This is a genomic window from Streptomyces hokutonensis, assembly GCF_042751305.1.
Lineage (GTDB): Bacteria > Actinomycetota > Actinomycetes > Streptomycetales > Streptomycetaceae > Streptomyces > Streptomyces hokutonensis_A.
In genome coordinates this window covers 17245-38446 of record NZ_JBHYWD010000041.1, presented here as the reverse complement: position 1 = coordinate 38446, position 21202 = coordinate 17245, and the positions used below count along the sequence as shown (strand labels likewise).

Genomic DNA, 21202 nt, shown 5'->3' with positions numbered 1-21202 from the left:
CGTCTTGAGTCGCTTGGTCACAACAGGCGACTGAGACACACGCCTCTTTGCCCAGGGAAGACTGAGACTGCCCAGGGTTCACTGAGACAGGACAGTAGCCGGAGCCCCGCAATGGGCTCCGGCTGTCCTGTGCCATCGGACCTTGAGCTGTGCCATCAAAGTTTGAGTGGGCGTTCCGGTGAGTGCATAGGCCCTAGGTATCAACGCGGCAGGAATGCGCTCGCGGCGCTGGCGATCAGCGGGGCGAGCACGACAAGGCCGGTCTGGAGATCTGCAAAGGGCCCCGTGTCCGCGCCAGTCACTGCCTCCAGCCTCTGCCGGTTCTCGGCGCAGTCGAGCAGCGTCGCCGGGTCGGATGCCTGGGCGACATCGAACACCTCGGCGCACAGGGCCCGCCCGCGTCGCAGCAGCGCACCCGCCGCGAGACCGTAGATGCTGCCGATCACCAGGGAGCTCGCACCGCCCGCGATCACGATCGTCTGGGGAGTCTCTGCCGCGGCCGCGGGAATCCGCCCGGCGGCGACATAGTCTTTCTGGATCTGGCTGGCCTCGCCGAGGGCCAGCGTGGTCAGCGCGACCAGACTGCCGACGGCCGCTAGCAGCGCCCTCAGTGACCGGCGCCGCTCGATCAGCCAGACCACTTGCGCCCCGTGGCTTCGGCCGTCGGGCCAGGTGGCGGACCGAGCGGCACGGCGTATCGCGAAGGCCGTGGCTGCTGCGGGGGCGGAGCCGATCAAGCACAAGGAGACCGTTGCGGTACCGCGCCAGCCGTAGTCATGCCCCACTAGGCTTGGCACGCGCATGCCCAGCAGCCCGCCTACGACGAGCGCGGCGACCGGAGTAATGGTGGCCGATGGCGGCGGCCGTTCACCGACTGGCAGCTCGCGCCAGTGGGCGAGTCCGTAAGTGAAGACAGCACCCGCCGCGCCGGTGAGAGCGACCCAGAGCGCTGCCCAGACCGGCCATTGAGGAGCTCCACGGTAGGGAGAGGTGGAGACGAAGGCCACCCCTACCGCCGCCCCCAAGATGCTTGGCAGCACGCTGCCGCTCACCCGCCGCACCGCCTCCGTCACTGCACTCACGCGGCGTTCCTCCCCCCTGGTGGAGCCGGACCAGGCAGTCAGCATGCCCGTCCACGCGCGCATCCGTCTTGGGGTGCTCAACCTTCGCTGACACGGACTCGCGGTCGTCAAGGTTCGCTGGCAAGTATCCAAGATTCGATGGCACCGGACACCGGCTACCCGACCACAGTCAGCTGTGACTGTCACCGGTAGTTGGCCAGCCCTGGCCGTAGAGCCGCGGGTCAACGGGTCGCCTGTCAGCGGTACCTGGCCGCCGTTGTCAGCGATATTTGGCCACCCGGGTGTCGAACCAGGTCGTATCGAGGAGCCGCCTGAGCCCGCAGAGCGCCCCACTCTCCGGTGGTTTCCCTTGATCTCCCGGCAGGCGAGACGCCGATATGTAACGCTGCTTAGTGGGCTGAGACCGTGGGCTGGCCGCAATAGCCGAGCACCTAGACGAGCCTCCGGCCCCTGGGACGGCGGTCTCGCACAGCTCGGTTGCCTTCGCCGGTGAAGACAGCCGCACGCATCACGAGGCCCGGCTGGGGACGCCCCGCCAGGCCTCCATCGTTCCTCGCGAGGCACCCCGAAGGATCTCCGACAGGCGTCGAATGTGGGCGTGTGGCCACGTAGCTCTGACGGTGGCCAACTATCGGTGACAGTCACAGTCGTGTGCCCTTCAGCGATAGACGGCCAGCGATGCTGATAACCCCACTGGCCAGCGCGTGACGCTCAACGACGGGTGGCCATATTGCTCAGATGTAGTTGGCCATTGTCGCCGCAGTTCTATCGCCTGGATGTGTTTCACCGGGCGCCGTTGTCGGATGTTCTCCTGATGAGGCGATGGCCTGTCAGTATGGTCCGATCGAGTGGCCGTTGTCGGGGGTCCGCGTGCGCGTTCGGTTCGTGAGCTTGGTGTCGCTGGCTGGCGCGGGTGCGGTGCTGGCGGTTGGTCTGGCGCTGGCGGGGAACGCCGCCACGTCCGCTGGCCGGTGGCCGGGACGGCTGGATGAACTGCGGCAGGACCCGTGGCCGTGGACCGGCGCGCTGGCTGGACTCGCGCTGGTGGCGGCGGTGGCCGCGGTGTGGATTCAGGAGCGTGTACCGGCGGTTGCGGACGATCCACCGCCCCCGCCGCCCGCAGCCGTGCCGGGCTGGTTCGTGGACCGGGAGCAGACCCGGGCAACGGTAAGAGCCGTGTGCCGCTATCGCCGTGCAGTCGGCATCACCACGTCCCTGTGGGGGGCAGGCGGCTTCGGCAAGACCACCATGGCCACCGCCGTGTGCGCGGACCGATCCGTGCGGCGCCGATTCCGCCAGCGTATCTATCCCGTCACCATCGGCCGGGACGTCCGCGGGCGGGCCGCCATCGCCGCGAAGCTCGCCGAGGTCACCCGGTTCATCACCGGCGACACCACCGAATTCGACGACCCCGACCTGGCCGGCGCCCACCTCGGGCGGCTCCTCGACACACGGCCGCGCACCCTGCTCCTCCTCGACGACGTGTGGGAGCGCGAACAGCTCACTCCGTTTCTGCACGGAGGCCGGCGCTGCGTCCGGCTGGTCACCACCCGCAACCCCGACCTGCTGCCACCTGACGCGGACCGTATCCAGGTCGACGAGATGTCTCCCCGCCAGGCCCGGGCCGTGCTCGCCTGGGGTCTGCCCTCCCTGCCCGATGCCGTGGTCGAGGACCTGATCCGCACCACCGGCCGCTGGGCCCTGCTACTGCGCCTGACGAACCGTCTGATCGCCGAGCAGACCGCCACCGGCGCCGATCCCGCCGTCACCGCTGCGCAAGTCCTTCACCGGCTGCGCGAGTTCGGCCCGGCCGCGGTCGACGACCCAGCCGCCGCCTGGGACCTGGACGATCCTCGCCTGCGCAGCCGGGCGGTGAAGGCATCCATCGAGGCCGCCACCACCCTGCTTCCGCCCGGCGGCGCCGACCGCTTCACCGAACTCGGCATCTTCGCTGAGGACGAGTTGATCCCGCTGCCCATCGTCGCCCTGCTGTGGCAGGCCACGGCCGGGCTGGCCGAGGACCAGACCCGACTCCTGTGCCGAGACCTGGAACGCCTGTCCCTGATCACCCTCGATTCGTCGCACGGCGGCAGGATCAGCCTGCACGACGTCATCCGCGACTACCTCCGCGCCGAACTCCAACCCAGCGGACTGGTCCGCCTCAACGGACTCCTGATCGATCGCATCGCCGCCACCCTGCCGCCAGCCGGTCCCCTTGCCCCCACGCACCCCGACCCCGCGCGCGCATGGTGGCGCATTGAGCACGGCTACCTCCTGGACCACCTCGTCAGTCACCTGATCGCCGCCGACCGCACCGCACTCGCCGAGGCCGTAGCGGGCGACGTGCGCTGGGCCGAAACCCGCCTGGCCCAACGCGGCCCCAGCGCACCCTGGAGCGACCTCACCCACATCAACACGCCCCACACCCACTCCCTCGCACGGCCCCTCGCCCAAGCCGCCCACCTCCTCACTCCCACCACCCCGCCCCACTTCCTCATCGGCGTCCTGCATTCCTGTCTCGATGCCCACCCCCATTGGCACGCGCAGATCACCGCCCGGCAACGCGATCCCGCCTTGCGCCCCTGCCTGATCAACCGGTGGCCCCTGCCCGGCGCCCCGCACCACACACTCCAGCGCACCCTCACCGGCCACTTCAACCGGGTTCGGTCGGTGGCGATCGCGCCGGACGGCTCCTGGCTCGCCAGCGCCGGCGACGACAGGACGGTGCGGATCTGGGACCGGACAACCGGTACCTGCACCGCCACCCTCACCGGCCACGCCTATAGGGTTGAGTCGGTGGCGATCGCGCCGGACGGCTCCTGGCTCGCCAGCGCCGGCGACGACAGGACGGTGCGGATCTGGGACCGGACCACGGGAACCTGCACCGCCACCCTCACCGGCCACTTCAACGAGGTTCGGTCGGTGGCGATCGCGCCGGACGGTTCCTGGCTCGCCACCGCCAGCAACGACGAGTCGGTGCGGATCTGGGACCGGACCACCGGAACCTGCACCGCCACCCTCACCGGCCACTTCAACCCGGTTCGGTCGGTGGCGATCGCGCCGGACGGCTCCTGGCTCGCCACCGCCGGCGACGATACGGTGCGGATCTGGGACCGCGCCACCGCAACCTGGACCGCCACCCTCACCGGCCACACCAGCTGGGTTCAGTCGGTGGCGATCGCGCCGGACGGCTCCTGGCTCGCCACCGCCAGCACCGACGAGACGGTGCGGATCTGGGACCGCGCCACCGCAACCTGCACCGCCACCCTCACCGGCCACACCAGCTTGGTTCGGTCGGTGGCGATCGCGCCGGACGGCTCCTGGCTCGCCACCGCCAGCACCGACAGGACGGTGCGGATCTGGGACCGGACCACCGGAACCTGCACCGCCACCCTCACCGGCCACTTCAACGAGGTTCGGTCGGTGGCGATCGCGCCGGACGGCTCCTGGCTCGCCACCGCCGGCGACGACGGGGGGCGGATCTGGGACCGGACCACCGGAACCTGCACCGCCACCCTCACCGGCCACACCAGCTTGGTTCGGTCGGTGGCGATCGCGCCGGACGGCTCCTGGCTCGCCACCGCCAGCTTCGACGAGACGGTGCGGATCTGGGACCAGACCACCGGAACCTGCACCGCCACCCTCACCGGCCACACCGGCTCGGTTGAGTCGGTGGCGATCGCGCCGGACGGCTCCTGGCTCGCCACCGCCAGCACCGACAGGACCGTACGGATCTGGGATTCTGCAGGACGCCAAACTGTGGCAATCGCACGAGCCGAGGGGGATGTGCAGTCCTGCGCTTGGGGGCAGGACAACGATCTTGCGGCAGCTGGAGAGCGAGGGTTGTACCTCTTTGGTCTCCTCGTCTGATCTCCTGCCAGGTCGGACCTTGTCAGTCGATCACCGACATCAACCCACCGGAGTGCCTTCCCGTCGGCCAAGTAGCACTGCGAATGGCTTCCCAATGGAGAAGTCAAGCCGTGTGGGGGCAGTTATAAACCCCGTTGAGACCGTTCGTGATCTCTCCTAGGTTGGCCCGCGTGACGATCGAGGTGCCCTACCAGCTGCTTCCGATTCACCAGCAAGATGTGCGCTACGCCCATGGGCCCGACTCCGCCGTGGAGCCCGGCGTGCCCGCCGGCGTGACGATCGAGTTCGACTGGAGCGACAGCGCAATCTACCCGGGAACGTCACGGAAGTTCTGGGTGCATGTGCCCGCGCGGTACGACCCCTCGGAGCCGGCGTCGCTGATGGTCTTCCAGGACGGGTGGTGGTACCTGGACCCTGAAGGGGAGGTCCGCGGCGCGATCGTTCTAGACAATCTCGTCCACCGCGGTGACATCCCGGTCACCATCGGCGTGTTCGTCGACCCGGGTGTCTTCCCGGATGCCGAGGATCCGAAGAACCGCAATGTCGAGTACGACGCCTACGACGACCGGTACGTCAGTTTTCTCCTGACCGAGATCATCCCTGAGGTCACGAAGCACTACTCGATTGCCGAGGACCCCGACCGATGGGGCATCTGTGGTGGAAGTAGCGGCGGGAACTGCGCCTTTACCGCGGCGTGGCTGCGCCCGGACAAGTTCCGCCGGGTGATCGGGTACTTGTCCAGCTTCACACAGATGCCAGGCGGCAACCCATACCCGGAACTCATCCCCCGCGTCCTTCGCAAGCCGCTGCGCGTCTTCATGCAAGCGGGCCATCGTGACCTGCGCTGGAACGAGCCCGAGGCAAACTGGCTCGCCAACAACCTGCGCGTCGCGGCCGCGCTCGCAGAAGCCGGCTACGACTTCCGCCTTGTCCTGGGCGATGGAGGCCACAGCCCCAACCACGGCGGGGTCCTGCTGCCCGATGCCCTGCGCTGGTTGTGGCGATCGGACGATCACCCGGACCAACCGGTGGGCTGAGGCACCGCGACTTCGTAGAGGCGGCCGTCCCGGATCAGGGCCCACAAGACGTTGACTCTGCGCCGGGCGAGCGCGATGACGGCCTGGGAGTGGCGTTTGCCCTCGGCGCGCTTGCGGTCGTAATACGTCCGGGAGTTGGGGTCGTAGCGCACGCTCATCAGGGCGGACATGTAAAAGACGCGCTGTAGACCCCGGTGGTAGTGGCGGGGCCGGTGCAGGTTGCCGTTCCGCTTCCCGGAATCGTGCGGTGCCGGAGCCAGGCCGGCGAAGGCGGCGAGTCGGTCTGGGCTGGCGAAGGCCGCGAGGTCGTTGCCGATCGCGGCGAGGAACTCGGCACCCAGCAGCGGGCCGATGCCGGGCATGCTGGCCACGATCTCGGCGAGCTCGTGCGTCCGGAACCTGGCCTCGATGAGCTGGTCGACTTCGGCGACCTTCTCGTTGAGGGTCTGGACCTCCTGGGCGAGTGTCCGAACGAGCTGGGCGATCACAGTTTCGCCGGGAACGGCGGTGTGCTGCCGCTCCGCGGCCTCCACAGCCTTCTTCGCAAGCTCCTGTGGACTGCGGACGCCACGCGTGCGTAGCCATCGGGTGAGCCGCCCGGTCCCGAGGCGCCGGATTGCTGCTGGCGTCTGGTAGCCGGCCAGCAGGACGAGTGGTCCGGCACTGGTCAGGACGAGCGCGCGTTCCAGCGCAGGGAACATGCCGGTCAGCGCGGAGCGCAGCCGGTTGATGGACCGGGTGCGGTCGCGGACCAGGTCGGTGCGGCGGTTCGTCAGGAGCCGGAGCTCGATGATGGCCTCGTCACTGGGCCTCAGTTCCTGGAGGTCCCGACGAATCCGAGCCTGGTCGGCGATGACGAACGCGTCGCGGGCGTCAGTCTTGCCCTCGCCTCGGTAGCCGTCACTGGCCCGGTTGACCACTCGGCCGGGTATGTAGAGCACTTCCTGCCCGTGGCTGACGAGCAGGGCGAGCAAGAGAGCGGGTTCACCACCGGCCATGTCCACGGCCCAGGTCACCTGGTCGCCGAGGGCGAGTACAGAGTCAAGGAGCTTGAGGAGCTCCGGCTCGTCGTTGGCGACGCGGCGGGACAGCAGTCTTTCGCCGCTTTCGTTAAGTACCAGGCAGTGGTGGTGGGTCTTGCCGCTGTCGATTCCAGCCCAGATCCGGTTCATGGCGCTCCAGACATCGTGCGGGCAGTTGGTGCCACGGACGACCTCGCCGGCATGGCCTTACACAGCGATCTTGCTCGCACTTCCCAATCTGGCGGCCGGGTCGTCGCGGGCGCCGGGCGGCCAAGCCACTCCAGCCACAGGCGGCAGCCAACTAAAAGCCACACCCGGCACCCTGGGCGGCCCAACCATACGAAGGGCTCGACCAACCCGTCCCCGGAACGTAAGGCCAACTATCGCTGAGCGTCACATCAGCGGGGGGACTCAAGCCTTAGAATCGAACGTATGAGCGAGATGCTGCCACCGGACCCCGCGCGCCTGCGCGTGATCCTCGCGCACCTCGAACACCAGCTGGCCGACCACGAGACCGTCGGTACCTACCTACGGCTCCAGCACGATGCCGTCCGGGCCGCGCTCGCTCGCGCCGAACGCCGCGCCGTGCCGCGGCCCGTCATATCGGCTCCCAAGCGGCCCCCGGGGGACCGTAGAGCTCCAGGGGGCGGCCGCGAGCCCGGCGGCCGGCCGCAGACCGGATACCTCGTCGAACGCAACAGCCCCAGCGACGCCACTGCCGGGGCTGTCATCCACACCGCGGGCTGCGCCAAGGCACCGCAGGAGGCACGGACCACCGAGCGTGAAGTCGCCCGCAAAGCGCTCGCGGACGACCCACGCTTCTTCACGGCCTGCGAGCACTGCCGCCCGGATACCGAGCTGGGGATCCTGGACTAGGCCGGCCGGTTGCCGACCAGCAGCAGCTCGAAGGCTTCGCGGGGCGTCGGAGTGTGGATCTCGGTCATGGGCCGCAGCCTGCGAGCCGGATCGTTCGTTGGCAGTGCGTGGATGCTCACAACGGCGATGCGCAGCCCTGTACGGCCTTGGAGGTGTACTGGCTCCCGCCCCGGTCGGACAGTCACACCGATGCGGGCGTGCGTGGACACGCGACGAGGCGGCCGGCGTCGTGGAACGGACGGGCGGTGATAGTCGCCCTCGCGGTGGTCTCGGTCGTGGTGCGTGACCTGCCCAGGTGAGCGTTTATGAGCTGTTCGGGGAACCGGAGGTGCGCAGCTGGCGTGCCGCAGCCAGCCGGCCACCGCAGGGGCCGCAGGATGACCATCCGGACGGGCGGTGCGGCGGGCCCGATTCCCCGGCGGCGCCCGCGCAACTCGCGGGTCCTGCGCAGCTTGCGGGACCGCCCGCCCGGCTGGACCGTTCTTCCAGCGGTGCAGCCGCCCCGTGCCCGTGCGCCGCGTGCACACAGGTGCCGGCCGTGGGAGTGGTGTGCGTGACGGCGGCCTCGCCGAACTGGTCGAGGGTGGCGCGGCGTCCGGCCGCACGCTCCCGGGACGACGTCCAGGCGAGGACGGTCGAACCGAACAGGAAGCAGACGATGGGCACGATGAACCCGCCGTCGTCGAGGCCGAACGTCCCGGCGGACTAGACGGCGACGGTGATGCCGGCGAAGGCGAGGCAGAACGCGCCGGCGGCGAGGACGCGGGCGTAGCGGCGGTGCGTGTTCACAGGTCGATCTCGATCTCTTGCGGTGGGACACCGGCAGCAAGCTCACGATGGAGGATCTGGAGCCGCGCTATGGCGAGGTCGTCGCGGATGCTGAGGGCTCGGCGGGTCGGGTCGGGAAGGGCGTCCCAGCAGTCCCAGTACAGGTACTGGCCGGCCCGCCGGGAGGCCTCACAGTCCGGGTTGGGGCAGTTCAGTGCGCTCATGTGCTTGCTATCCCTGTGCGTGCGGAGTCGACGGAGAGGGCCCTGCTTGAGGCGGCGGCCACGAGGGGCGTCGCTGCGGCCCGCTTCCAGCGGCGGAGGACATCCATCGGAATCAGGCGCACCTCACTGGCCTGCCGGGTGCAGGGCGGCCTTCTCCGGCCAGTGCGGTTCGGCCTCGGCGGACGGCTCCATGTGGTCGCCGCAGTTGGCGCACTTCCGGGACTTCACCCACATGCGTTGGGCGTTGCGGTACTCGCTGGTGACCTCCCAGGCGATGTGCGCGCACTCGGGTTCGGTGTCGACCTGGTCGAGGAAGGCGACCGCCTCTCGCTGCCCGTCGGGGCACATCTCCGCGAGGCGCATGCCGGGCCAGCAGGTGCCGCACTTCGTGGCGTGCGCAACCGCGGTGTCGTACGCAGCCGTGACCGCTGCGAGGAGCGGCATCGAGCGGCGCGGCTTCGCCGGGGGCGGTGCCGGCTGCGGCTCGTCGGGTTTCACGTACAGGTGCCCGCTGGCCCATGCGACGTGGGAGGCCGGTGGCGCGCCGCACTTCTTGCACGGCGGTTCCTCGGCGGCGTTCAGCTCGTCGCGCACCTGGAGACAGTGCTCCTCGGTCGAGTTGTCCACGACCAGGCGCCCTTCCAGCCGGTCGTACAGGGTCGCGAAGACGCCGTTCCGGCCGATCACGTACCGCTCCGGCGCGGGCTCCGGGTCCTCGCCGTGGATCCACGCGGCGAGCGCGTCGGCGTAGGCCCGGTGCGCATCCTTGGCCCGCTTCTGCGCGGCGTGGGCTTCCTCGTTGAGGACCTGGGCGAAGATCCGGAGCCCGCCGACGTGCGGTGCGAACTCGGCGACCTTCCGGGCGAGCGGCTCGGGCAGCACCTCAGCCAGCTTGGCCGGGGTCCGGTTGATGCCGTGGCCGGGGTCGAGGCACAGCTTCAGGAAGCTGCGGAGCGACTCGGGGGTCTCGTACTGCTGGTGCAACGGGGTCTCCTTCGTGTGGTCAGGTACCGACTCGGCGGAGGCTGGCGGCCTCGGCGTGTTCGGCGTGCAGGCAGTCGGGGCAGCGGGCGGCCGGGGCACGGTCCTGGAAGGCGCGGCCGCATCCGCAGGTCCGCGGGGGCGCCAAGGGGTCCGGCTTGGGCGGCCGGAAGGTCGCTGGGACGTCGTCGTGCGGCTCGTCTGGGGTGGAGGGAACCGGCATCAGCAGTGGGGCCTGAACGGGCTTGCTGCGCCCCTCACGGGGCCGACGGCGGCTCGGGGTGTCCCGGTGGGATGAGCAGCGTTTCGACCCGGCACGGACCAGCGGGTGCCCGCACACCTCGCACCGGCCGAACGGCTGGTCGCCCTGGTCGTCGTCCTGGTTCGGGGATTGATCGCTCTGTGCCGACGAGCCCCCAACCACCCGAGGTTGAGGAACTACATCAGCCCTCTCGTGGGAAACCCCATGGGTACTACCTGGGTTGTTCGGGCCACTGTGGTCCGAACCGGTCGGTCCACTGTGGCCCGAACCCATACGTGCCTCTGTGGACCGAACCGATCCCTCGTCGGTAGCCCCAAGTTCGGGCCTCTGTGGACCGAACTGGTTCGTGCCACTGCGGCCCGAACTGGGGTCATCGGAGTTCGTGCCACTGCGGCCCGAACTTTCCTCGGGATCGTCGTCCTGGGCGCGTCGGCGAGCGGTGGCCTTCAGGTAGTCCTCGGCGGCCTTCCAGTCCGGCCACGGGATGTCGCTGGAGATGGCGTAGCGGGTGGGCTTGCCCCGGCGCCGCTCCCCGTCGACCAGCACCACGCCCGCCCGTATGCCCGCGTCCAGGTACCGGCGCGCATCGTGCTCGCGGCATCCTGCGGCCTTCGCCAGGTCCTGAATCCGGATCGGCTTGCCGTCCCTGAAGCGAAGCTCACCCGAGGGTGCCGCCATGGCCCGCAGGGCGTACAGCATCGTCAGGAAGCCGCTCTTGAGGCCGCGGGGCATCTGCCGCGTCCACTTCCAGGCCAGCGCGTTGCCGAAGGAATTCGGCACGGCGCCTTCCTTGCGGTCGTCCTGCTCGTCCACGCTCACGGGTTGTCTCTCTGGTCGTGCTGGTCAGGAGAGGTGCTCGGCGTTCGGTCCACAGAGGCCCGTTCCGGCACGTGATCATCGAAGCCAATCTTTAAAGACTTGTCAACTCTTCCAAACAGTTACTAGCAGATGGCAATGGTTTACACTCCTGGTCATGGCTAAGGAGTACGCACCGAAGCGAGCCGCGGACGGCGTCCAGGAAGCGCCGATGACCGACGCGCGCGCATGGCTGACCGCGCTGATCGAGGACGCCACGGTCTACGCGAAGGTGGCCGCCTTCACCGCCATGGGCCGGCGGCGCGCATACCTCGTCCCGCCCGCGCGCTACGAAGAGCTGCTCCGCCTTGAAGCCGAGTTGAAGGAGTTGCGCGCCAAGGAGAGCGGGCACGCTCGCTGACCTGGTCACAGGTCACCCCGCAGCCACGTCAGCAGGTCATCGTCCGAGCCGTGCGTGTACGCCTGGTCGAAGTCGATGAACCCGCCCCGCTCCTCGGTGGTCGTCGCTGAGCCGTGGCAGCCGCCGCACAGGTTCCGCACCAGCCCGTCCCGCTTCGACTTGTGCGGGAACAGGTGCTTCCGGGTGCGGCACAGCTGGCAGTCCCCGAGCGGCGGAGGCGTCGCCGGCGTCATCACCGGCCCTCTTTCCGGGCCCACGACGGCGCGTGCCGTGCAGGTACCCGACGGCGGTCACGGGTGGCCCGCTGGAGGGCCCAGACGGCCGCACGGTGGGTCATGGAAGCCAGGACCGGCGGATGCCCGAGGAGGCCCGCTGAGCCGGTCAGGACGGTGAACAGGTAGACGCCGACGAGGGTCACCGGCCTCCACCTCCGAGGTCTTGCGGGGCGGACGCCCTGTCGGCGCGCCCGTCTCGGTCGTGGGGGTGCTCGTCGAGGCGGATGATGCCGAGGCAGCGGGTCATCGGCTCGTCGCTCTGCTTGCCCTCGCATGTGGCCACGTGGGGCTTGTGGAGCTTCTCCCAGGGGGCGGCGGGCAGTTCCTCTGTCGGGCGGCGTGAGAGCCACGTGCCGCGCCCGTCCCGGGAGACGGCTGCGTTGCCGTCCGGGTGCGGCTCGGCGTCGACAGCGAGCCGCTTGCGGCCCTCGGTGATGGTCCACCGGATGGGGGCGCCGCAGAGTCCGCAATGCGAGGGGCTGGGCATCAGGCCACCGCCTTCCGGGGTCGCCCGTGCTTGTCGCGCAGTTCGACGCCGGCGGCGTGGAGGCGTGTCCGTATGAACGCGTATCCGTACCCGGTGCGCTCCTGGATAGCGCGGATGCTCAGGCCGCGCCCGAACTGGCCGGCCCGGTACAGGGCCGCGAGGCGCTCGGCGACCGGATCGGCCTCCAGGGGGCGACCGCCGCTCGGACGGAGCTCCACCCCGGCCGCGATCAGCTGCCGTCGGGCAGTCGAGTAGCAGCTGCCGATCTCCTCGGCCACTGCGCGGATGCTGAAGCCCTCTTCGTCGTAGAGGGCAGCGACGTCCACGGACACGGACGAACCTTTCTGCACTGGTGGATCCCTGGCCGGGGCCGCGCAGTTGCGGCCCCGGCCAGGGGATGAGGTCAGATCCAGAGGACGATGGCGGTGGCCAGTCCGAGCACGGGCGACCACGGGCCGATGACCGGTATGGGTGCGGTCGCGGCCCAGACGATGAGGCCGGACGCCAGGCCGAACATGAACTTGCGGAATGCCTTCATGGCACTGCCTTTCGGATGGGTGGAACGGGGGCCGGTGCCCGCCCTGACGGGGCGGCGCGGGCCTCGTCAGTCGTCGCAGTCGAACCAGTCGTCGTCGTGGTGGCCGTGGCTGCTGCCGTGCCGGCTGGTGCCGTGTCGCCCGGACGACTTGGGGGACTTGGGGGAGGTGCCGCGTGGCTTGGTCAGGCTCGGGCCGCGCCCGGTGCTGCGGGAGCCGCCGGACCGGCCGCTGCCACGGGAGCCACCGCCGCCCGTCCCGGTGTGCGCGGCAGCCAGCTCGATCCCCCGCCCTCGGGCGTCGCAGTCGTCGTCGGTCGACTGGCATCCGGCCGCTATCAGGGAGCCGACGAGCAGCAGGGCCGCCGCTGCTCCGGTCAACTTCTTCATCAATCCGCTCCAGTTCCATCCCCGCGCCCTTGTGCGCGCGGGTAGTCGAGTTGGCCCCGCTCCGCGTACGCCTGCACGGCGTGCGCTTGATGTCGGGCCCGGTGCGTCTCCGCACAGGTCTTGTGGGAAGGGCGTCCTTCCTCGTCGCGGAGGCTGGTCGGCCCTTTGCAGTACCGGCACGGGCGAAGCCGCTGAGCCCAGTGCCGTTTCGCGTCGGACCAGTCGAGAACTCCGCTGGCGGGGAGGTCAGGCAGCAGTGGGCGCTTCGGCCGCGCCATCGCCGGCCCCCTTCCGTCGGCGGGCGTTGCGGCGGCGAGCCCGCCTCTGCTGCTGCCGCCGCAACGCCTTCCGCTCGTCCTTGTCCAAGCCGCCCCACACCCCGTTCGGCTCCAGGCGCTCGAGAGCGGCCTGAAGGCACGCCTCGATCACCGGGCACCGAGCGCAGACCGATTTCGCTTCCCTGGTGACGAGCAGCACGAGGCCCTTCGGGAAGTCCTCGGGGAAGAACACCGAGCGGTCTTCCAACTCGCGGCAGATGGCCTGGTCGGACCAGTGCGGGGCACGCGAGATGGTGTCGGGCGCGTAGCGGCTTGGACGTGGCATCAGCCGCCTGCCTCCGCGCCTGGGTAAACCACCCGCTGGAAGACGATCGTGTCCTCGTCTTCGGCGGGCGCCGCGTCGGGAGACCGGCCGGGGCGCGGCCGACGGTGCTTGCCCGTCGGCCGCAGTTCTATCCACGCCCACGCGGCAACACCGGGGGCGAGGATGAGCAGCCACCACCAGCTGAGGTTCTCGGCGATCCAGAGGAGGACGCCCAGGACGAAGTTCATCCCTCGGCCCCCCGCCAGTTCATGACGGTCTTCTCCGTGACACCGAGCAGCTTGGCGACGCTGCGTGCCGATTCCGCCGAGTGCTTCGCCGCGTACCGCAGCTCTTCCGGCTCCAGCACCGTGTACGGCAGCGACCCGTCGAGGACCCGGTCAACGGCGACTACGTCGACGCCGCGCCGCCAGGTCGCGAACTCCGTCAGGCTGTTCACGCCGCCTCACCGGCCTTCGCCGCCTCGCGGATGACCCGGTCCTGCTGGTGCGCGCCGGCGACACAGCCCGGAATCTGGCACGACCGGGTCAGGTTTCCTTCCGGCTCCCGCCCGTAGTGCAGCCGGAACGCCACCCGGTACGCGGTCTGGATGCTCGTCCGGTGCCGGACCACCGGGGTCCCGCACTTCTCCCGCGTGCCGGTCCACCGCCGGTGGCCGCCCTCAACGAGCTCGGACTGCTCGTTGAACGCCTCTGTCCATGAGCCGTACGCCGGGCGCCGACCGCGTACGTACGCGGGCAGTCCGACACGCTTACGCACCTCGTCGACCCGCCCCCACCCACAGCCCAGCTGGGCGGCCACGGCCGAGTTCGACACGTCTTCCTTGGCGAGCAGCGCGCGAAGTATCTGCTCGTCACTGACCTCGACTATCGCGGACATCACTTCACCTCCGGCCATGTGGCGTTGACGACGGCGGCGCGGTGCGCCTTGGGCATGTCGGTGATCGGGGCGAGCAGCCAGTCACGGCCGGCCGCCATGAGCGTCACGGCGTCACAGGCGTTGTCGTTGCCGCCGGTCCGCCACTGCGGCCACCGGCGGGCGACGGCGTCCACGACGGCCGTCTTCGGCCCCGACCCCTTGCCGGTCGCGTACAAGATCCGCTGGTTCGTGGACACAAGCCCCACGGGGATCTGGGCGTCCGTGAGCCGCTCGTAGATCCGCCACCACAGCCAGCCGCGCTCGTGCGCTCCGCCTCCGGAACGGGACAGTGCGGCGGCCTCCATGACGGCGAGGTCCGGGCGGCCGATCGCATCCGTCACCGCGTCCAGGACGCGCCGCATGTGCACGAGACGCACGCCGTGCGCGAGCTTCGTGATCGGCGCCTTCTTGTCCTCGTAGCCGAGGACCCGGCACCACCCCTGCGAGGAAGCGAGGCCGGTAGCGGACAGGGAGAGGTCGACGCCGACCACGGACGGGCCGGGAGGGATCTCCGCTTCTGGATCCGGTTCCGACGCGAACAGCTGGATGTCCTTCATCCCTCACCGCCCAGGCCGCGGAGCCACTCGGCGGGAATGGGCGGGGCAATCCCGAGTTCGGGCCGCTCCAGCCGCTCACCGTTGGTGTCGTCGTTGCCGGGCGGGTTGTCGAGGTCGAGTTCGGCGACGAACCGCACCCCGACGAGATCCGCAGGCGCCTTCCCGGACACGGCGACGAACGGGGCCGCACCGGTCAGGAACGCCCGCCGCGGGGACCAGCCGGGGACCGACACCCACACGTGCGCGGTGTCCTCGTCGCAGCAGTCGAGCCGGGCGCCTTCCTCAACGGCGATGACCGAGACGACCGTCGGGAACCACTTCTTCGTCATCGGGCACCGCCGTCCGCGAGCCACAGCGGGCGCACCGCGACGTAGTCCTCGGTGATCTGCGCGGGCACCTGGATTCGCGTGAGGACCAGGTCGTCCGGGTCGGTAACGCCCAGGTTCACCTTCGCGTCCAGGTAGCGGCCGGGCAGCTCAGCCAACTCGAGTTCGGCCACCTGGGCGAGGAAGTCAGCGAGCACGGTGACTTCCCGCTCCATGTGCCAGCCGAGGACGACGACCTTCGCCGTCCGCGTCGTCACGTCGACGGAGTTCACGTGCACCGCGCTGGTGTAGCGGGGCTCTTCGAGAGCGAGCAGGTAGCGGCGGCCCAACTGCGTGATCCGCCACGCGTCCTCCTCTCCGTCCGCGTACCGGCGGGCGCGCAGCCCGCGCAGTTCCTCGGTGGGGTCCTCGAACGACTCGCCGCCGGCCAGGGCCCGCAGCACGTACTCCGCCGCCATCGGCAGCGGCTGTTCGGTCGCGTGCTTCACCACGCGGGTCTGCGCGACCCTCCAGGCGTGCGTGCCGCGCGTGGTCTCCGCCGAGCACGGGCACGCGGAGACGATCGCGACCGTCGCCGCGTCGACGTGGCCGTGGCACTGCATCACGCTGTTCGCGCCCTTCTGGCACAAGCGCTCCGAGCAGCACGGGCAGTTGGGGCAAGGAGCCTGAGCCGGGAGCAGGTACAGCGGCCCGAACGGCTCGTCGTGGATGAGGGTCATGAGTCCTGTCCTGGGGTTTCGTGTCCGCAGCGGAAGCACTGGCGGGAGCCGTCCGCGCGCATCGCGTGCGCGATCCGGCGCTTCTCGCGCGGGCAGTCGTCGAAGTCGGCTATGTCGGCGCTGCCTTCGGCCCACAGCGCGGGCAGCAGCGAGACGGAGGGGGCCGGGGCGGGGGCCGGGCCCGCGAACAGTGCGCGGGCCCGGTTCCAGGCGGCGAGCACGCCTACCGCCTCTTGTTCTTGTCGCGGTGACGACGCCTGGGCTTCGCCCGGCCGCGCTGCTTGACCGCCAGGCGGGGCGCGGGAACGTCCTGCGACGCCTCCGCCGCCCGATGCGCCCGGCGGGCGTCGGCCTCCAGCCCGGCGGTCTCGGGGTCGATCGCGGCGAGGATCTGCGGCTTGCCGTCCTCGGCGGCCTCCTCGACCGCGACCAACGCCCGCAGCTCAGCCGACTTCGGCACGAGCTTCGCCAGGCGCCGGATCGCCGTCTTCAGGTGCATGCGGTCGAACCGGGTATGCCACAGCGAGTTCTTCTCGCCGTTCGCCTCCGCCCGCTGATACGCCCTGGAGTGCTCGTCGCGGATCTCCTCCGCTTCCTCCAGCGTGACGATCGCGACGTTCGACCGGGCCCCGCCGTCCAGCCACGCGAACGCGTACGCGAACAGCGGCCTGCGGTCCTTCTTCGACGCCAGGATGTTCGGCCGGTGCACGAACTCCTCACCGGAGCGGGCCGTCGGCACGAACTCGTACTCGTCGCCCTCGTACACCAGCTGTGCGACCACGGCCTTCACCAGGCCCGACCGGTACATCAGCTCGACGTAGCCCTCGTAGGTCGCGATGAACGTAGCGATCCTGTCGTCGGCGGTGATGACCGCCTGCTGGCCGTCCGGGATCAGCCCGAACCGGGCGCAGGTGATAACGGACTGGAGGACGCTCGCCGGCGTGCACTTCCGCAGCTTCGGCAGGACCGGCCGGAGCGCCGCGAGGAACAGGTCCACGCGGACATGCTTCGGCAACGCGGCCTCGATGTCGGCCCGGAACTGCTCGATGTCATGGCCGTGCCCGGCGGGCGTCTCCGCGACGTCCTCGCCCCGGCCGTGCTCGATGTCCTCGCCGCTGGCGACGGCCGCCGCCCGCTGCTGGACCCGTTCCTTCAGGGTGGTCAGGGCCATCACAGCTCCTTCTTGGACACGCGCAGCACCCGGGCGCAGCAGTCGGCGTATTCGGTCGGGTACTTCTCCTTGATCAGGTCCACGTCCAGGACCTCTTTCGTCGTCCGGTGCAGGGACGCGATGACCTCGTACTTCTCCTCGAACCGCTTCGGCGAGAACGTGCCGTTGGCGACGTAGGACCAGGCCTTCTTGCCTTCGACCTCCGCGACACTGGCCTTGCCCCCGCAGATCAGCCGCATCTCGTTCTCGACCGCGGTCCTCTGCTCGCCGAGCTCCTCGATCTGGGCGATCAGCGCCGCGCGCCGCTTGCGCAGCTTCTCCGCCTTCACGCGGGGGACCTCGACGACGTCGGTCGGCTTGACCCGCCACAGCTGGCCGAGGAGGTCCTTCGTGGCCTCCAGCCCGTCGGCGGGCGGTGGGAAGCCCTCGATGACGTGCCGCTGGAACCACTTCCCGCAGACGTCGATCAGGGTTCCGATCAGCTCGTCGTCCCGCTCGATGCGGTGGTAGCGGAGCGTGTTCCCGCCGACGAGGGCGACGGCCCAGCCGTACGACCAGCCGCCGACGGCCATGTTCCAGTGGACCTGGAGGGCGGGCCCGTCGGGGACGCCGTCCACCCAGTCGTCCAGCTGGTACGCGGACCTGTTCTTCAGCTCGACCGGGGCGACGACCGCGCCGGTCTCCGGGTCGAGCGCGTACCGGTCGACGTTCGAACGCATCCATGGCCGGTCGATGCTCGCGAGTGTTCCCGGCGTCGGCACGGCCGGGATGCCGGTCCGCTTCGTGAACATGTACGCAATGAAGTCCTCGATCTCCTGGCCGACTTCGGCGTACTCGCTCAGCTGGGCGTCCATCGGCACGGGCCGCCCGTGCTTCTCCTCGAACACGTGCCGGGGGCCCGCGTACTTGTTGAGGCCGAGGATCTTCGCGACCTCGGACCCGCCGATGCCGCTGCGTCGGACCTCTTCCCACTGGGCGCGGTAGGCGGGGTCGTTCAGGTCACCGGCGGGCAGGATCAGCCGCGCGGTCGGCGCCCCGTACGCGAGATCATCCGAAGGGGACTCAACCGGGGTCCACGGTTGGGTAGCCTGTGAGGCCAACGTTCCTTCTCCTTGGTCGGATCGTTCGGGCGATTGAGGCCGTCGAGCTCTAGCCAGCTCGGCGGCCTCGCTGTTTGCGGGCATCACGACGCCCGCGGCTTCGCGGGCGTGGGCGGCTTGTCATCGAGCTGGGGCACGCCGGAGCCGGGTTGCAGGTCCGAGACGGAGCAGCCGAAGAGGCGCGCCATTGCGCGCAGGCGCTCGGGGTTCGCGTTGCGACGGCCTGCCTCGATGTCGCACATGAGCTGAAAGCTGATGTCGAGCTTCTCTGCCAGGGCCTTTTGAGTGAGTCCGGCGTTCTCTCGTGCTCGTGTCACCGCCTCCGGCGAGTGATGGAAGGGCGCACCTTTGCGGCGTCGCATGCGGATGGTGTTCATGTGCGCAGTCTATGCGTAGTGACGCGTAGTTTGAATATTTCGCACGTAGTTTGCAGTGAGTGTGACGTCAGTCACACGGTCATATGCCGGGCTTCGCCGGATCTTGCCGCCTTGTAGCGCAGTAGTGCGTAGTTGTGCGAACCTTCGCTCTATGAATGCGCAGACACCACAGCCGCCGCCCGAGGCGGTGCTCATCAAGGAGGCCCTCCGCCGGGCCCGGCTCTCGGGGCGCGAAGCGGCGCGAAGAGTGCCCATCAGCGAGACCCGCTGGCGGCAGATCGTCAACGGCTATCAGGACGTGGGCGGCGTACGCATCCCAGTGACCGCGCCCGACGAGACGCTGGTCCGCATGGCGCAGGTCGTCAACGTCACCTCCGAGCAGCTACGCAAGGCTGGCCGCGACTCCGCCGCTGAAATCCTCGACGAACTCAGCCAGCCGCCGACGCCCGCGAGCACGCCGGGAGCATCCGCGAGCAACGCTCAGATCGAGGCCATCACGGCACTACTCGCCACCCTCACGCCAGAGGCGCGGGAACAGGTATTGAGCAGGTTCAACCGCCCAACAACCAGCGAGCCCGACACGGGGACCGTTTCCGACAACTCCCCCCATCGCGAGGCCAGTTGATGGTGTAGACCCAGGGTAACGCTATGATCACGGTCCCGGATCGCACTGGAAACCGGTTACCGATAAGCATGATCATTACCCCCTAACTCGAACGAACGTTCTGACTAGGGGGCACACGTGGCTCTTGTTCTCTTAGCCGGCGTGCTCGGTGCGGCAGTCCTGGCAATCGTCCTGCTCTACATGAACCAGCAGAGACAGACTGCGCGTCTCACAAAGATCGAAGCCGAGTTCGCCGCCGAGAAGATCGCCCGCCTCACGCAGCAGCTGGTTCCGCCCGCCATACCGACAGAAGAAGAGGAACCCCCCGAGCCTTCGCGGCGCAAACGCCATCTCGCTCTCTACATCGGGGGCGGTGTAGCCGCCATCCTCAGCTCACTCGGCGGGCGTCTCCGTTCCATGTGGAAGCGAAGCCCCGCCCTCGCCACGACCGGCACCGTCACCGTCGTCGCAGTGGCGTCGACCGCTGCCGCTCTATGCCTCACCCCGAACGGCACCACGCCGGGCACCCCCCACAACCCGCAGGCGGCCACAGCGCCGAACCTGCCACGCGCCGAGCCCTCCAAGACCTCCGCCCCGCCGGCCGGGTTCAACTCCGCTGACGACGACGGAACGGGCGCGAACAGCGCCCCGTACAAGATCACCGAGACCAGCAAGTTCAAGTTGAGCTCCGCCACAGGCGAGCCGCCGGAGCCTGCCGCCGGCGAGACGGAACACCCGTCACAGAACCAGCCTTCGACGCCCTCTGGGCCGCCCACGCTGGGGACGAGTCCAAGCCATCCGGGTACCAGCCCGAGCCCCCCAGGGTCAGGCCCGAGCAACTCGGAACCTCCGACCCCTGCCTCTCTCAGCGTCGGGAAGGTCTCACTCGCGGACACAGAGCAGCGATGGTGCGAGGACGTGACCGTGGAATTCAAGAACACCGGTGGATCACCCGCAACAACCGGCACGGTCACTTTCGGGACGCACATCGTCGACTCACTCGGCATCGACTGGCACACGGTCACGCAGACACGCGATCTGCCCACGCCGATCCCCGCCGGCGGCAAGGCCGAGAACACGTGGACACTGTGCGTGGACTCTTGGCGGGTGCCGCTCGGCTGGCACATCGACACCCTTGACGTGACTAGGGGTGCCGTTAACGACCGTGTCACCAGCCGCAAAGGAGGATGATTTCCCTGGTGAGAAGCGCTCTGCGGTGAGTCTCAGGAGTCGACGCGGGCGCGTTCGAGCACGCGGTACACCGTCGCGCGAGAGACGGAGAAGAGCTCGGCGAGGTCGGCAATGGTGTGCTCGCCGGTGGCGTGCTCCTTGACGAGGTGGGCCTGCTGGCGGGCCGTCAGTTTGGGCTGCTTGCCCTTGAGCTTCCCTTTCGTCCTTGCCACCGCCATCCCTTCGCGGGTGCGCATGCGTAGGAGGTCCACCTCGAACTCGGCGAAGGTGGCCAGAATGTTGAAGAACATCTTGCCCATGGGGTCGGCCGGGTCGTAGATCGTGCCGCCGAGGGAGAGCCGAACCTCGCGGGCGACCAGGGAGTCGCCGATGTCGCGGGCGTCGGGTACTGAACGGGCGAGGCGGTCGAGCTTGGGCACGACCAGGGTGTCGCCGGCGCGAACGGAGGCGAGGGCCTGGTCGAGGCCGGGCCGGTTGCGGTTGGTGCCGGTCAAGCCGCGGTCGAGGTAGATCCGGTCCTCGGGCACGCCGAGGGAGAGCAGGGTCTGACGCTGAGCGGTGAGGTCTTGGGAATCTGTCGATCAGCGGGCGTAGCCCGTCAGGAATCCGGTCAC

The 21202-nt window shown here is 69.5% G+C and carries 31 protein-coding genes and 1 pseudogene; 6 read left to right on the top strand and 26 right to left on the bottom strand.

The window, feature by feature from the left end; all coding sequences use genetic code 11:
* Positions 1 to 200: 200 nt before the first annotated feature.
* Positions 201 to 1082 (bottom strand): hypothetical protein, encoded by an 882-nt coding sequence (locus ACFXC1_RS49840; RefSeq protein WP_381256757.1) that lies wholly within the window; start codon positions 1080 to 1082, stop codon positions 201 to 203.
* Between the two features lie 894 nt (positions 1083 to 1976).
* Here ACFXC1_RS49840 and ACFXC1_RS49835 point away from each other — a divergent pair.
* Complete coding sequence (locus ACFXC1_RS49835) at positions 1977 to 4952, top strand: NB-ARC domain-containing protein (protein WP_381256755.1); 2976 nt, start codon at positions 1977 to 1979, stop codon at positions 4950 to 4952.
* A gap of 170 nt (positions 4953 to 5122) precedes the next feature.
* Positions 5123 to 5989 (top strand): alpha/beta hydrolase, encoded by an 867-nt coding sequence (locus ACFXC1_RS49830; protein WP_381256752.1) that lies wholly within the window; start codon positions 5123 to 5125, stop codon positions 5987 to 5989.
* Here ACFXC1_RS49830 and ACFXC1_RS49825 read toward each other — a convergent pair.
* On the bottom strand, positions 5965 to 7161 hold the full coding sequence (locus ACFXC1_RS49825) for an IS110 family RNA-guided transposase (protein WP_381256749.1): 1197 nt from the start codon (positions 7159 to 7161) through the stop codon (positions 5965 to 5967). The genes ACFXC1_RS49830 and ACFXC1_RS49825 overlap by 25 nt on opposite strands.
* A gap of 282 nt (positions 7162 to 7443) precedes the next feature.
* On the opposite strand from ACFXC1_RS49825, the gene ACFXC1_RS49820 reads away from it, so the two are divergent.
* Positions 7444 to 7887, top strand: coding sequence for a DUF6233 domain-containing protein (locus ACFXC1_RS49820; protein WP_381256746.1), 444 nt, complete (start codon positions 7444 to 7446; stop codon positions 7885 to 7887).
* Here ACFXC1_RS49820 and ACFXC1_RS49815 read toward each other — a convergent pair.
* From ACFXC1_RS49815 to ACFXC1_RS49795, 5 genes are all read right to left on the bottom strand, one after another.
* Positions 7884 to 8006 (bottom strand): hypothetical protein, encoded by a 123-nt coding sequence (locus ACFXC1_RS49815; RefSeq protein WP_381256743.1) that lies wholly within the window; start codon positions 8004 to 8006, stop codon positions 7884 to 7886. The two genes, ACFXC1_RS49820 and ACFXC1_RS49815, sit on opposite strands and share 4 nt — an antisense overlap.
* Positions 8007 to 8190: 184 nt before the next feature.
* Positions 8191 to 8553: a hypothetical protein gene (locus ACFXC1_RS49810; protein ID WP_381256741.1), complete on the bottom strand. Its 363-nt coding sequence runs from the start codon at positions 8551 to 8553 to the stop codon at positions 8191 to 8193.
* A 119-nt stretch (positions 8554 to 8672) separates the two neighbouring features.
* Positions 8673 to 8879 carry a hypothetical protein gene (locus ACFXC1_RS49805; RefSeq protein WP_381256738.1) on the bottom strand — a complete coding sequence of 69 codons (207 nt, stop codon included), beginning with the start codon at positions 8877 to 8879 and terminating at the stop codon, positions 8673 to 8675.
* A 123-nt stretch (positions 8880 to 9002) separates the two neighbouring features.
* The gene (locus tag ACFXC1_RS49800; protein WP_381256736.1) at positions 9003 to 9863 is read right to left on the bottom strand and encodes a hypothetical protein; all 861 of its coding nucleotides are present in this window, start codon (positions 9861 to 9863) and stop codon (positions 9003 to 9005) included.
* 19 nt (positions 9864 to 9882) lie between these two features.
* A complete protein-coding gene (locus tag ACFXC1_RS49795) occupies positions 9883 to 10941 on the bottom strand; it encodes a hypothetical protein (protein ID WP_381256734.1) in 1059 nt (352 codons plus the stop codon).
* 154 nt (positions 10942 to 11095) lie between these two features.
* On the opposite strand from ACFXC1_RS49795, the gene ACFXC1_RS49790 reads away from it, so the two are divergent.
* Positions 11096 to 11338: a hypothetical protein gene (locus ACFXC1_RS49790; protein ID WP_381256732.1), complete on the top strand. Its 243-nt coding sequence runs from the start codon at positions 11096 to 11098 to the stop codon at positions 11336 to 11338.
* 5 nt (positions 11339 to 11343) lie between these two features.
* On the opposite strand, the gene ACFXC1_RS49785 is transcribed toward ACFXC1_RS49790, so the two are convergent.
* The 17 genes from ACFXC1_RS49785 to ACFXC1_RS49705 form a co-directional block, all read right to left on the bottom strand.
* Entirely contained in the window at positions 11344 to 11571 is a 228-nt protein-coding gene (locus tag ACFXC1_RS49785; RefSeq protein WP_381256729.1) for a hypothetical protein, read from the bottom strand.
* On the bottom strand, positions 11571 to 11756 hold the full coding sequence (locus ACFXC1_RS49780; RefSeq protein ID WP_381256726.1) for a hypothetical protein: 186 nt from the start codon (positions 11754 to 11756) through the stop codon (positions 11571 to 11573). Before ACFXC1_RS49780 ends, ACFXC1_RS49785 begins: the two co-directional genes overlap by 1 nt.
* Positions 11753 to 12100 (bottom strand): hypothetical protein, encoded by a 348-nt coding sequence (locus tag ACFXC1_RS49775; RefSeq protein ID WP_381256724.1) that lies wholly within the window; start codon positions 12098 to 12100, stop codon positions 11753 to 11755. Before ACFXC1_RS49775 ends, ACFXC1_RS49780 begins: the two co-directional genes overlap by 4 nt.
* Complete coding sequence (locus tag ACFXC1_RS49770; protein ID WP_381256721.1) at positions 12100 to 12432, bottom strand: helix-turn-helix domain-containing protein; 333 nt, start codon at positions 12430 to 12432, stop codon at positions 12100 to 12102. Before ACFXC1_RS49770 ends, ACFXC1_RS49775 begins: the two co-directional genes overlap by 1 nt.
* A gap of 71 nt (positions 12433 to 12503) precedes the next feature.
* Positions 12504 to 12638, bottom strand: coding sequence for a hypothetical protein (locus tag ACFXC1_RS49765; protein ID WP_381256720.1), 135 nt, complete (start codon positions 12636 to 12638; stop codon positions 12504 to 12506).
* A gap of 66 nt (positions 12639 to 12704) precedes the next feature.
* Complete coding sequence (locus ACFXC1_RS49760) at positions 12705 to 13025, bottom strand: hypothetical protein (protein WP_381256717.1); 321 nt, start codon at positions 13023 to 13025, stop codon at positions 12705 to 12707.
* A gap of 246 nt (positions 13026 to 13271) precedes the next feature.
* A complete protein-coding gene (locus tag ACFXC1_RS49755) occupies positions 13272 to 13628 on the bottom strand; it encodes a WhiB family transcriptional regulator (protein ID WP_381256715.1) in 357 nt (118 codons plus the stop codon).
* Entirely contained in the window at positions 13628 to 13855 is a 228-nt protein-coding gene (locus tag ACFXC1_RS49750; RefSeq protein ID WP_381256712.1) for a hypothetical protein, read from the bottom strand. The genes ACFXC1_RS49755 and ACFXC1_RS49750 overlap by 1 nt, the downstream gene beginning before the upstream one ends.
* Positions 13852 to 14064, bottom strand: coding sequence for a hypothetical protein (locus tag ACFXC1_RS49745; protein WP_381256709.1), 213 nt, complete (start codon positions 14062 to 14064; stop codon positions 13852 to 13854). The genes ACFXC1_RS49750 and ACFXC1_RS49745 overlap by 4 nt, the downstream gene beginning before the upstream one ends.
* Positions 14061 to 14504 (bottom strand): hypothetical protein, encoded by a 444-nt coding sequence (locus tag ACFXC1_RS49740; protein WP_381256706.1) that lies wholly within the window; start codon positions 14502 to 14504, stop codon positions 14061 to 14063. Before ACFXC1_RS49740 ends, ACFXC1_RS49745 begins: the two co-directional genes overlap by 4 nt.
* A complete protein-coding gene (locus ACFXC1_RS49735; RefSeq protein ID WP_381256704.1) occupies positions 14504 to 15100 on the bottom strand; it encodes a hypothetical protein in 597 nt (198 codons plus the stop codon). Before ACFXC1_RS49735 ends, ACFXC1_RS49740 begins: the two co-directional genes overlap by 1 nt.
* The gene (locus tag ACFXC1_RS49730) at positions 15097 to 15429 is read right to left on the bottom strand and encodes a hypothetical protein (RefSeq protein WP_381256701.1); all 333 of its coding nucleotides are present in this window, start codon (positions 15427 to 15429) and stop codon (positions 15097 to 15099) included. The genes ACFXC1_RS49735 and ACFXC1_RS49730 overlap by 4 nt, the downstream gene beginning before the upstream one ends.
* Positions 15426 to 16145, bottom strand: a complete 720-nt coding sequence (locus tag ACFXC1_RS49725) for a hypothetical protein (protein WP_381256699.1) — start codon at positions 16143 to 16145, stop codon at positions 15426 to 15428. Before ACFXC1_RS49725 ends, ACFXC1_RS49730 begins: the two co-directional genes overlap by 4 nt.
* On the bottom strand, positions 16142 to 16366 hold the full coding sequence (locus ACFXC1_RS49720; protein WP_381256696.1) for a hypothetical protein: 225 nt from the start codon (positions 16364 to 16366) through the stop codon (positions 16142 to 16144). Before ACFXC1_RS49720 ends, ACFXC1_RS49725 begins: the two co-directional genes overlap by 4 nt.
* Positions 16367 to 16368: 2 nt before the next feature.
* Positions 16369 to 17316: a recombinase RecT gene (locus tag ACFXC1_RS49715; RefSeq protein ID WP_381256693.1), complete on the bottom strand. Its 948-nt coding sequence runs from the start codon at positions 17314 to 17316 to the stop codon at positions 16369 to 16371.
* The gene (locus ACFXC1_RS49710; RefSeq protein ID WP_381256690.1) at positions 17316 to 18416 is read right to left on the bottom strand and encodes a YqaJ viral recombinase family nuclease; all 1101 of its coding nucleotides are present in this window, start codon (positions 18414 to 18416) and stop codon (positions 17316 to 17318) included. The genes ACFXC1_RS49715 and ACFXC1_RS49710 overlap by 1 nt, the downstream gene beginning before the upstream one ends.
* Before the next feature lie 83 nt (positions 18417 to 18499).
* The gene (locus tag ACFXC1_RS49705; RefSeq protein ID WP_381256687.1) at positions 18500 to 18793 is read right to left on the bottom strand and encodes a helix-turn-helix transcriptional regulator; all 294 of its coding nucleotides are present in this window, start codon (positions 18791 to 18793) and stop codon (positions 18500 to 18502) included.
* Between the two features lie 151 nt (positions 18794 to 18944).
* Here ACFXC1_RS49705 and ACFXC1_RS49700 point away from each other — a divergent pair, with 151 nt between their 5' ends.
* Together ACFXC1_RS49700 and ACFXC1_RS49695 are read left to right on the top strand one after the other, a co-directional pair.
* Positions 18945 to 19418 (top strand): helix-turn-helix domain-containing protein, encoded by a 474-nt coding sequence (locus ACFXC1_RS49700; RefSeq protein WP_381256684.1) that lies wholly within the window; start codon positions 18945 to 18947, stop codon positions 19416 to 19418.
* Positions 19419 to 19535: 117 nt separating this feature from the next.
* Entirely contained in the window at positions 19536 to 20588 is a 1053-nt protein-coding gene (locus ACFXC1_RS49695; protein ID WP_381256681.1) for a hypothetical protein, read from the top strand.
* A gap of 32 nt (positions 20589 to 20620) precedes the next feature.
* Here ACFXC1_RS49695 and ACFXC1_RS49690 read toward each other — a convergent pair whose 3' ends face one another.
* Together ACFXC1_RS49690 and ACFXC1_RS49685 are read right to left on the bottom strand one after the other, a co-directional pair.
* Positions 20621 to 20806, bottom strand: coding sequence for a helix-turn-helix domain-containing protein (locus tag ACFXC1_RS49690; protein ID WP_381256760.1), 186 nt, complete (start codon positions 20804 to 20806; stop codon positions 20621 to 20623).
* A pseudogene (locus tag ACFXC1_RS49685) lies at positions 20792 to 21157 on the bottom strand (recombinase family protein); the annotation flags it as partial. The gene ACFXC1_RS49690 and the pseudogene ACFXC1_RS49685, both read right to left, overlap by 15 nt.
* Positions 21158 to 21202 lie beyond the last annotated feature (45 nt).

Coding starts and splice junctions, on each gene's coding strand:
- ACFXC1_RS49825 (WP_381256749.1), bottom strand. CDS start 7,161: ATGAACCGGATCTGGGCTGGAATCGACAGCGGCAAGACCCACCACCAC.
- ACFXC1_RS49820 (WP_381256746.1), top strand. CDS start 7,444: ATGAGCGAGATGCTGCCACCGGACCCCGCGCGCCTGCGCGTGATCCTC.
- ACFXC1_RS49805 (WP_381256738.1), bottom strand. CDS start 8,879: ATGAGCGCACTGAACTGCCCCAACCCGGACTGTGAGGCCTCCCGGCGG.
- ACFXC1_RS49790 (WP_381256732.1), top strand. CDS start 11,096: ATGGCTAAGGAGTACGCACCGAAGCGAGCCGCGGACGGCGTCCAGGAA.
- ACFXC1_RS49785 (WP_381256729.1), bottom strand. CDS start 11,571: ATGACGCCGGCGACGCCTCCGCCGCTCGGGGACTGCCAGCTGTGCCGC.
- ACFXC1_RS49775 (WP_381256724.1), bottom strand. CDS start 12,100: ATGCCCAGCCCCTCGCATTGCGGACTCTGCGGCGCCCCCATCCGGTGG.
- ACFXC1_RS49765 (WP_381256720.1), bottom strand. CDS start 12,638: ATGAAGGCATTCCGCAAGTTCATGTTCGGCCTGGCGTCCGGCCTCATC.
- ACFXC1_RS49760 (WP_381256717.1), bottom strand. CDS start 13,025: ATGAAGAAGTTGACCGGAGCAGCGGCGGCCCTGCTGCTCGTCGGCTCC.
- ACFXC1_RS49755 (WP_381256715.1), bottom strand. CDS start 13,628: ATGCCACGTCCAAGCCGCTACGCGCCCGACACCATCTCGCGTGCCCCG.
- ACFXC1_RS49750 (WP_381256712.1), bottom strand. CDS start 13,855: ATGAACTTCGTCCTGGGCGTCCTCCTCTGGATCGCCGAGAACCTCAGC.
- ACFXC1_RS49740 (WP_381256706.1), bottom strand. CDS start 14,504: ATGTCCGCGATAGTCGAGGTCAGTGACGAGCAGATACTTCGCGCGCTG.
- ACFXC1_RS49735 (WP_381256704.1), bottom strand. CDS start 15,100: ATGAAGGACATCCAGCTGTTCGCGTCGGAACCGGATCCAGAAGCGGAG.
- ACFXC1_RS49730 (WP_381256701.1), bottom strand. CDS start 15,429: ATGACGAAGAAGTGGTTCCCGACGGTCGTCTCGGTCATCGCCGTTGAG.
- ACFXC1_RS49725 (WP_381256699.1), bottom strand. CDS start 16,145: ATGACCCTCATCCACGACGAGCCGTTCGGGCCGCTGTACCTGCTCCCG.
- ACFXC1_RS49715 (WP_381256693.1), bottom strand. CDS start 17,316: ATGGCCCTGACCACCCTGAAGGAACGGGTCCAGCAGCGGGCGGCGGCC.
- ACFXC1_RS49705 (WP_381256687.1), bottom strand. CDS start 18,793: ATGAACACCATCCGCATGCGACGCCGCAAAGGTGCGCCCTTCCATCAC.
- ACFXC1_RS49700 (WP_381256684.1), top strand. CDS start 18,945: ATGAATGCGCAGACACCACAGCCGCCGCCCGAGGCGGTGCTCATCAAG.
- ACFXC1_RS49690 (WP_381256760.1), bottom strand. CDS start 20,806: ATGGCGGTGGCAAGGACGAAAGGGAAGCTCAAGGGCAAGCAGCCCAAA.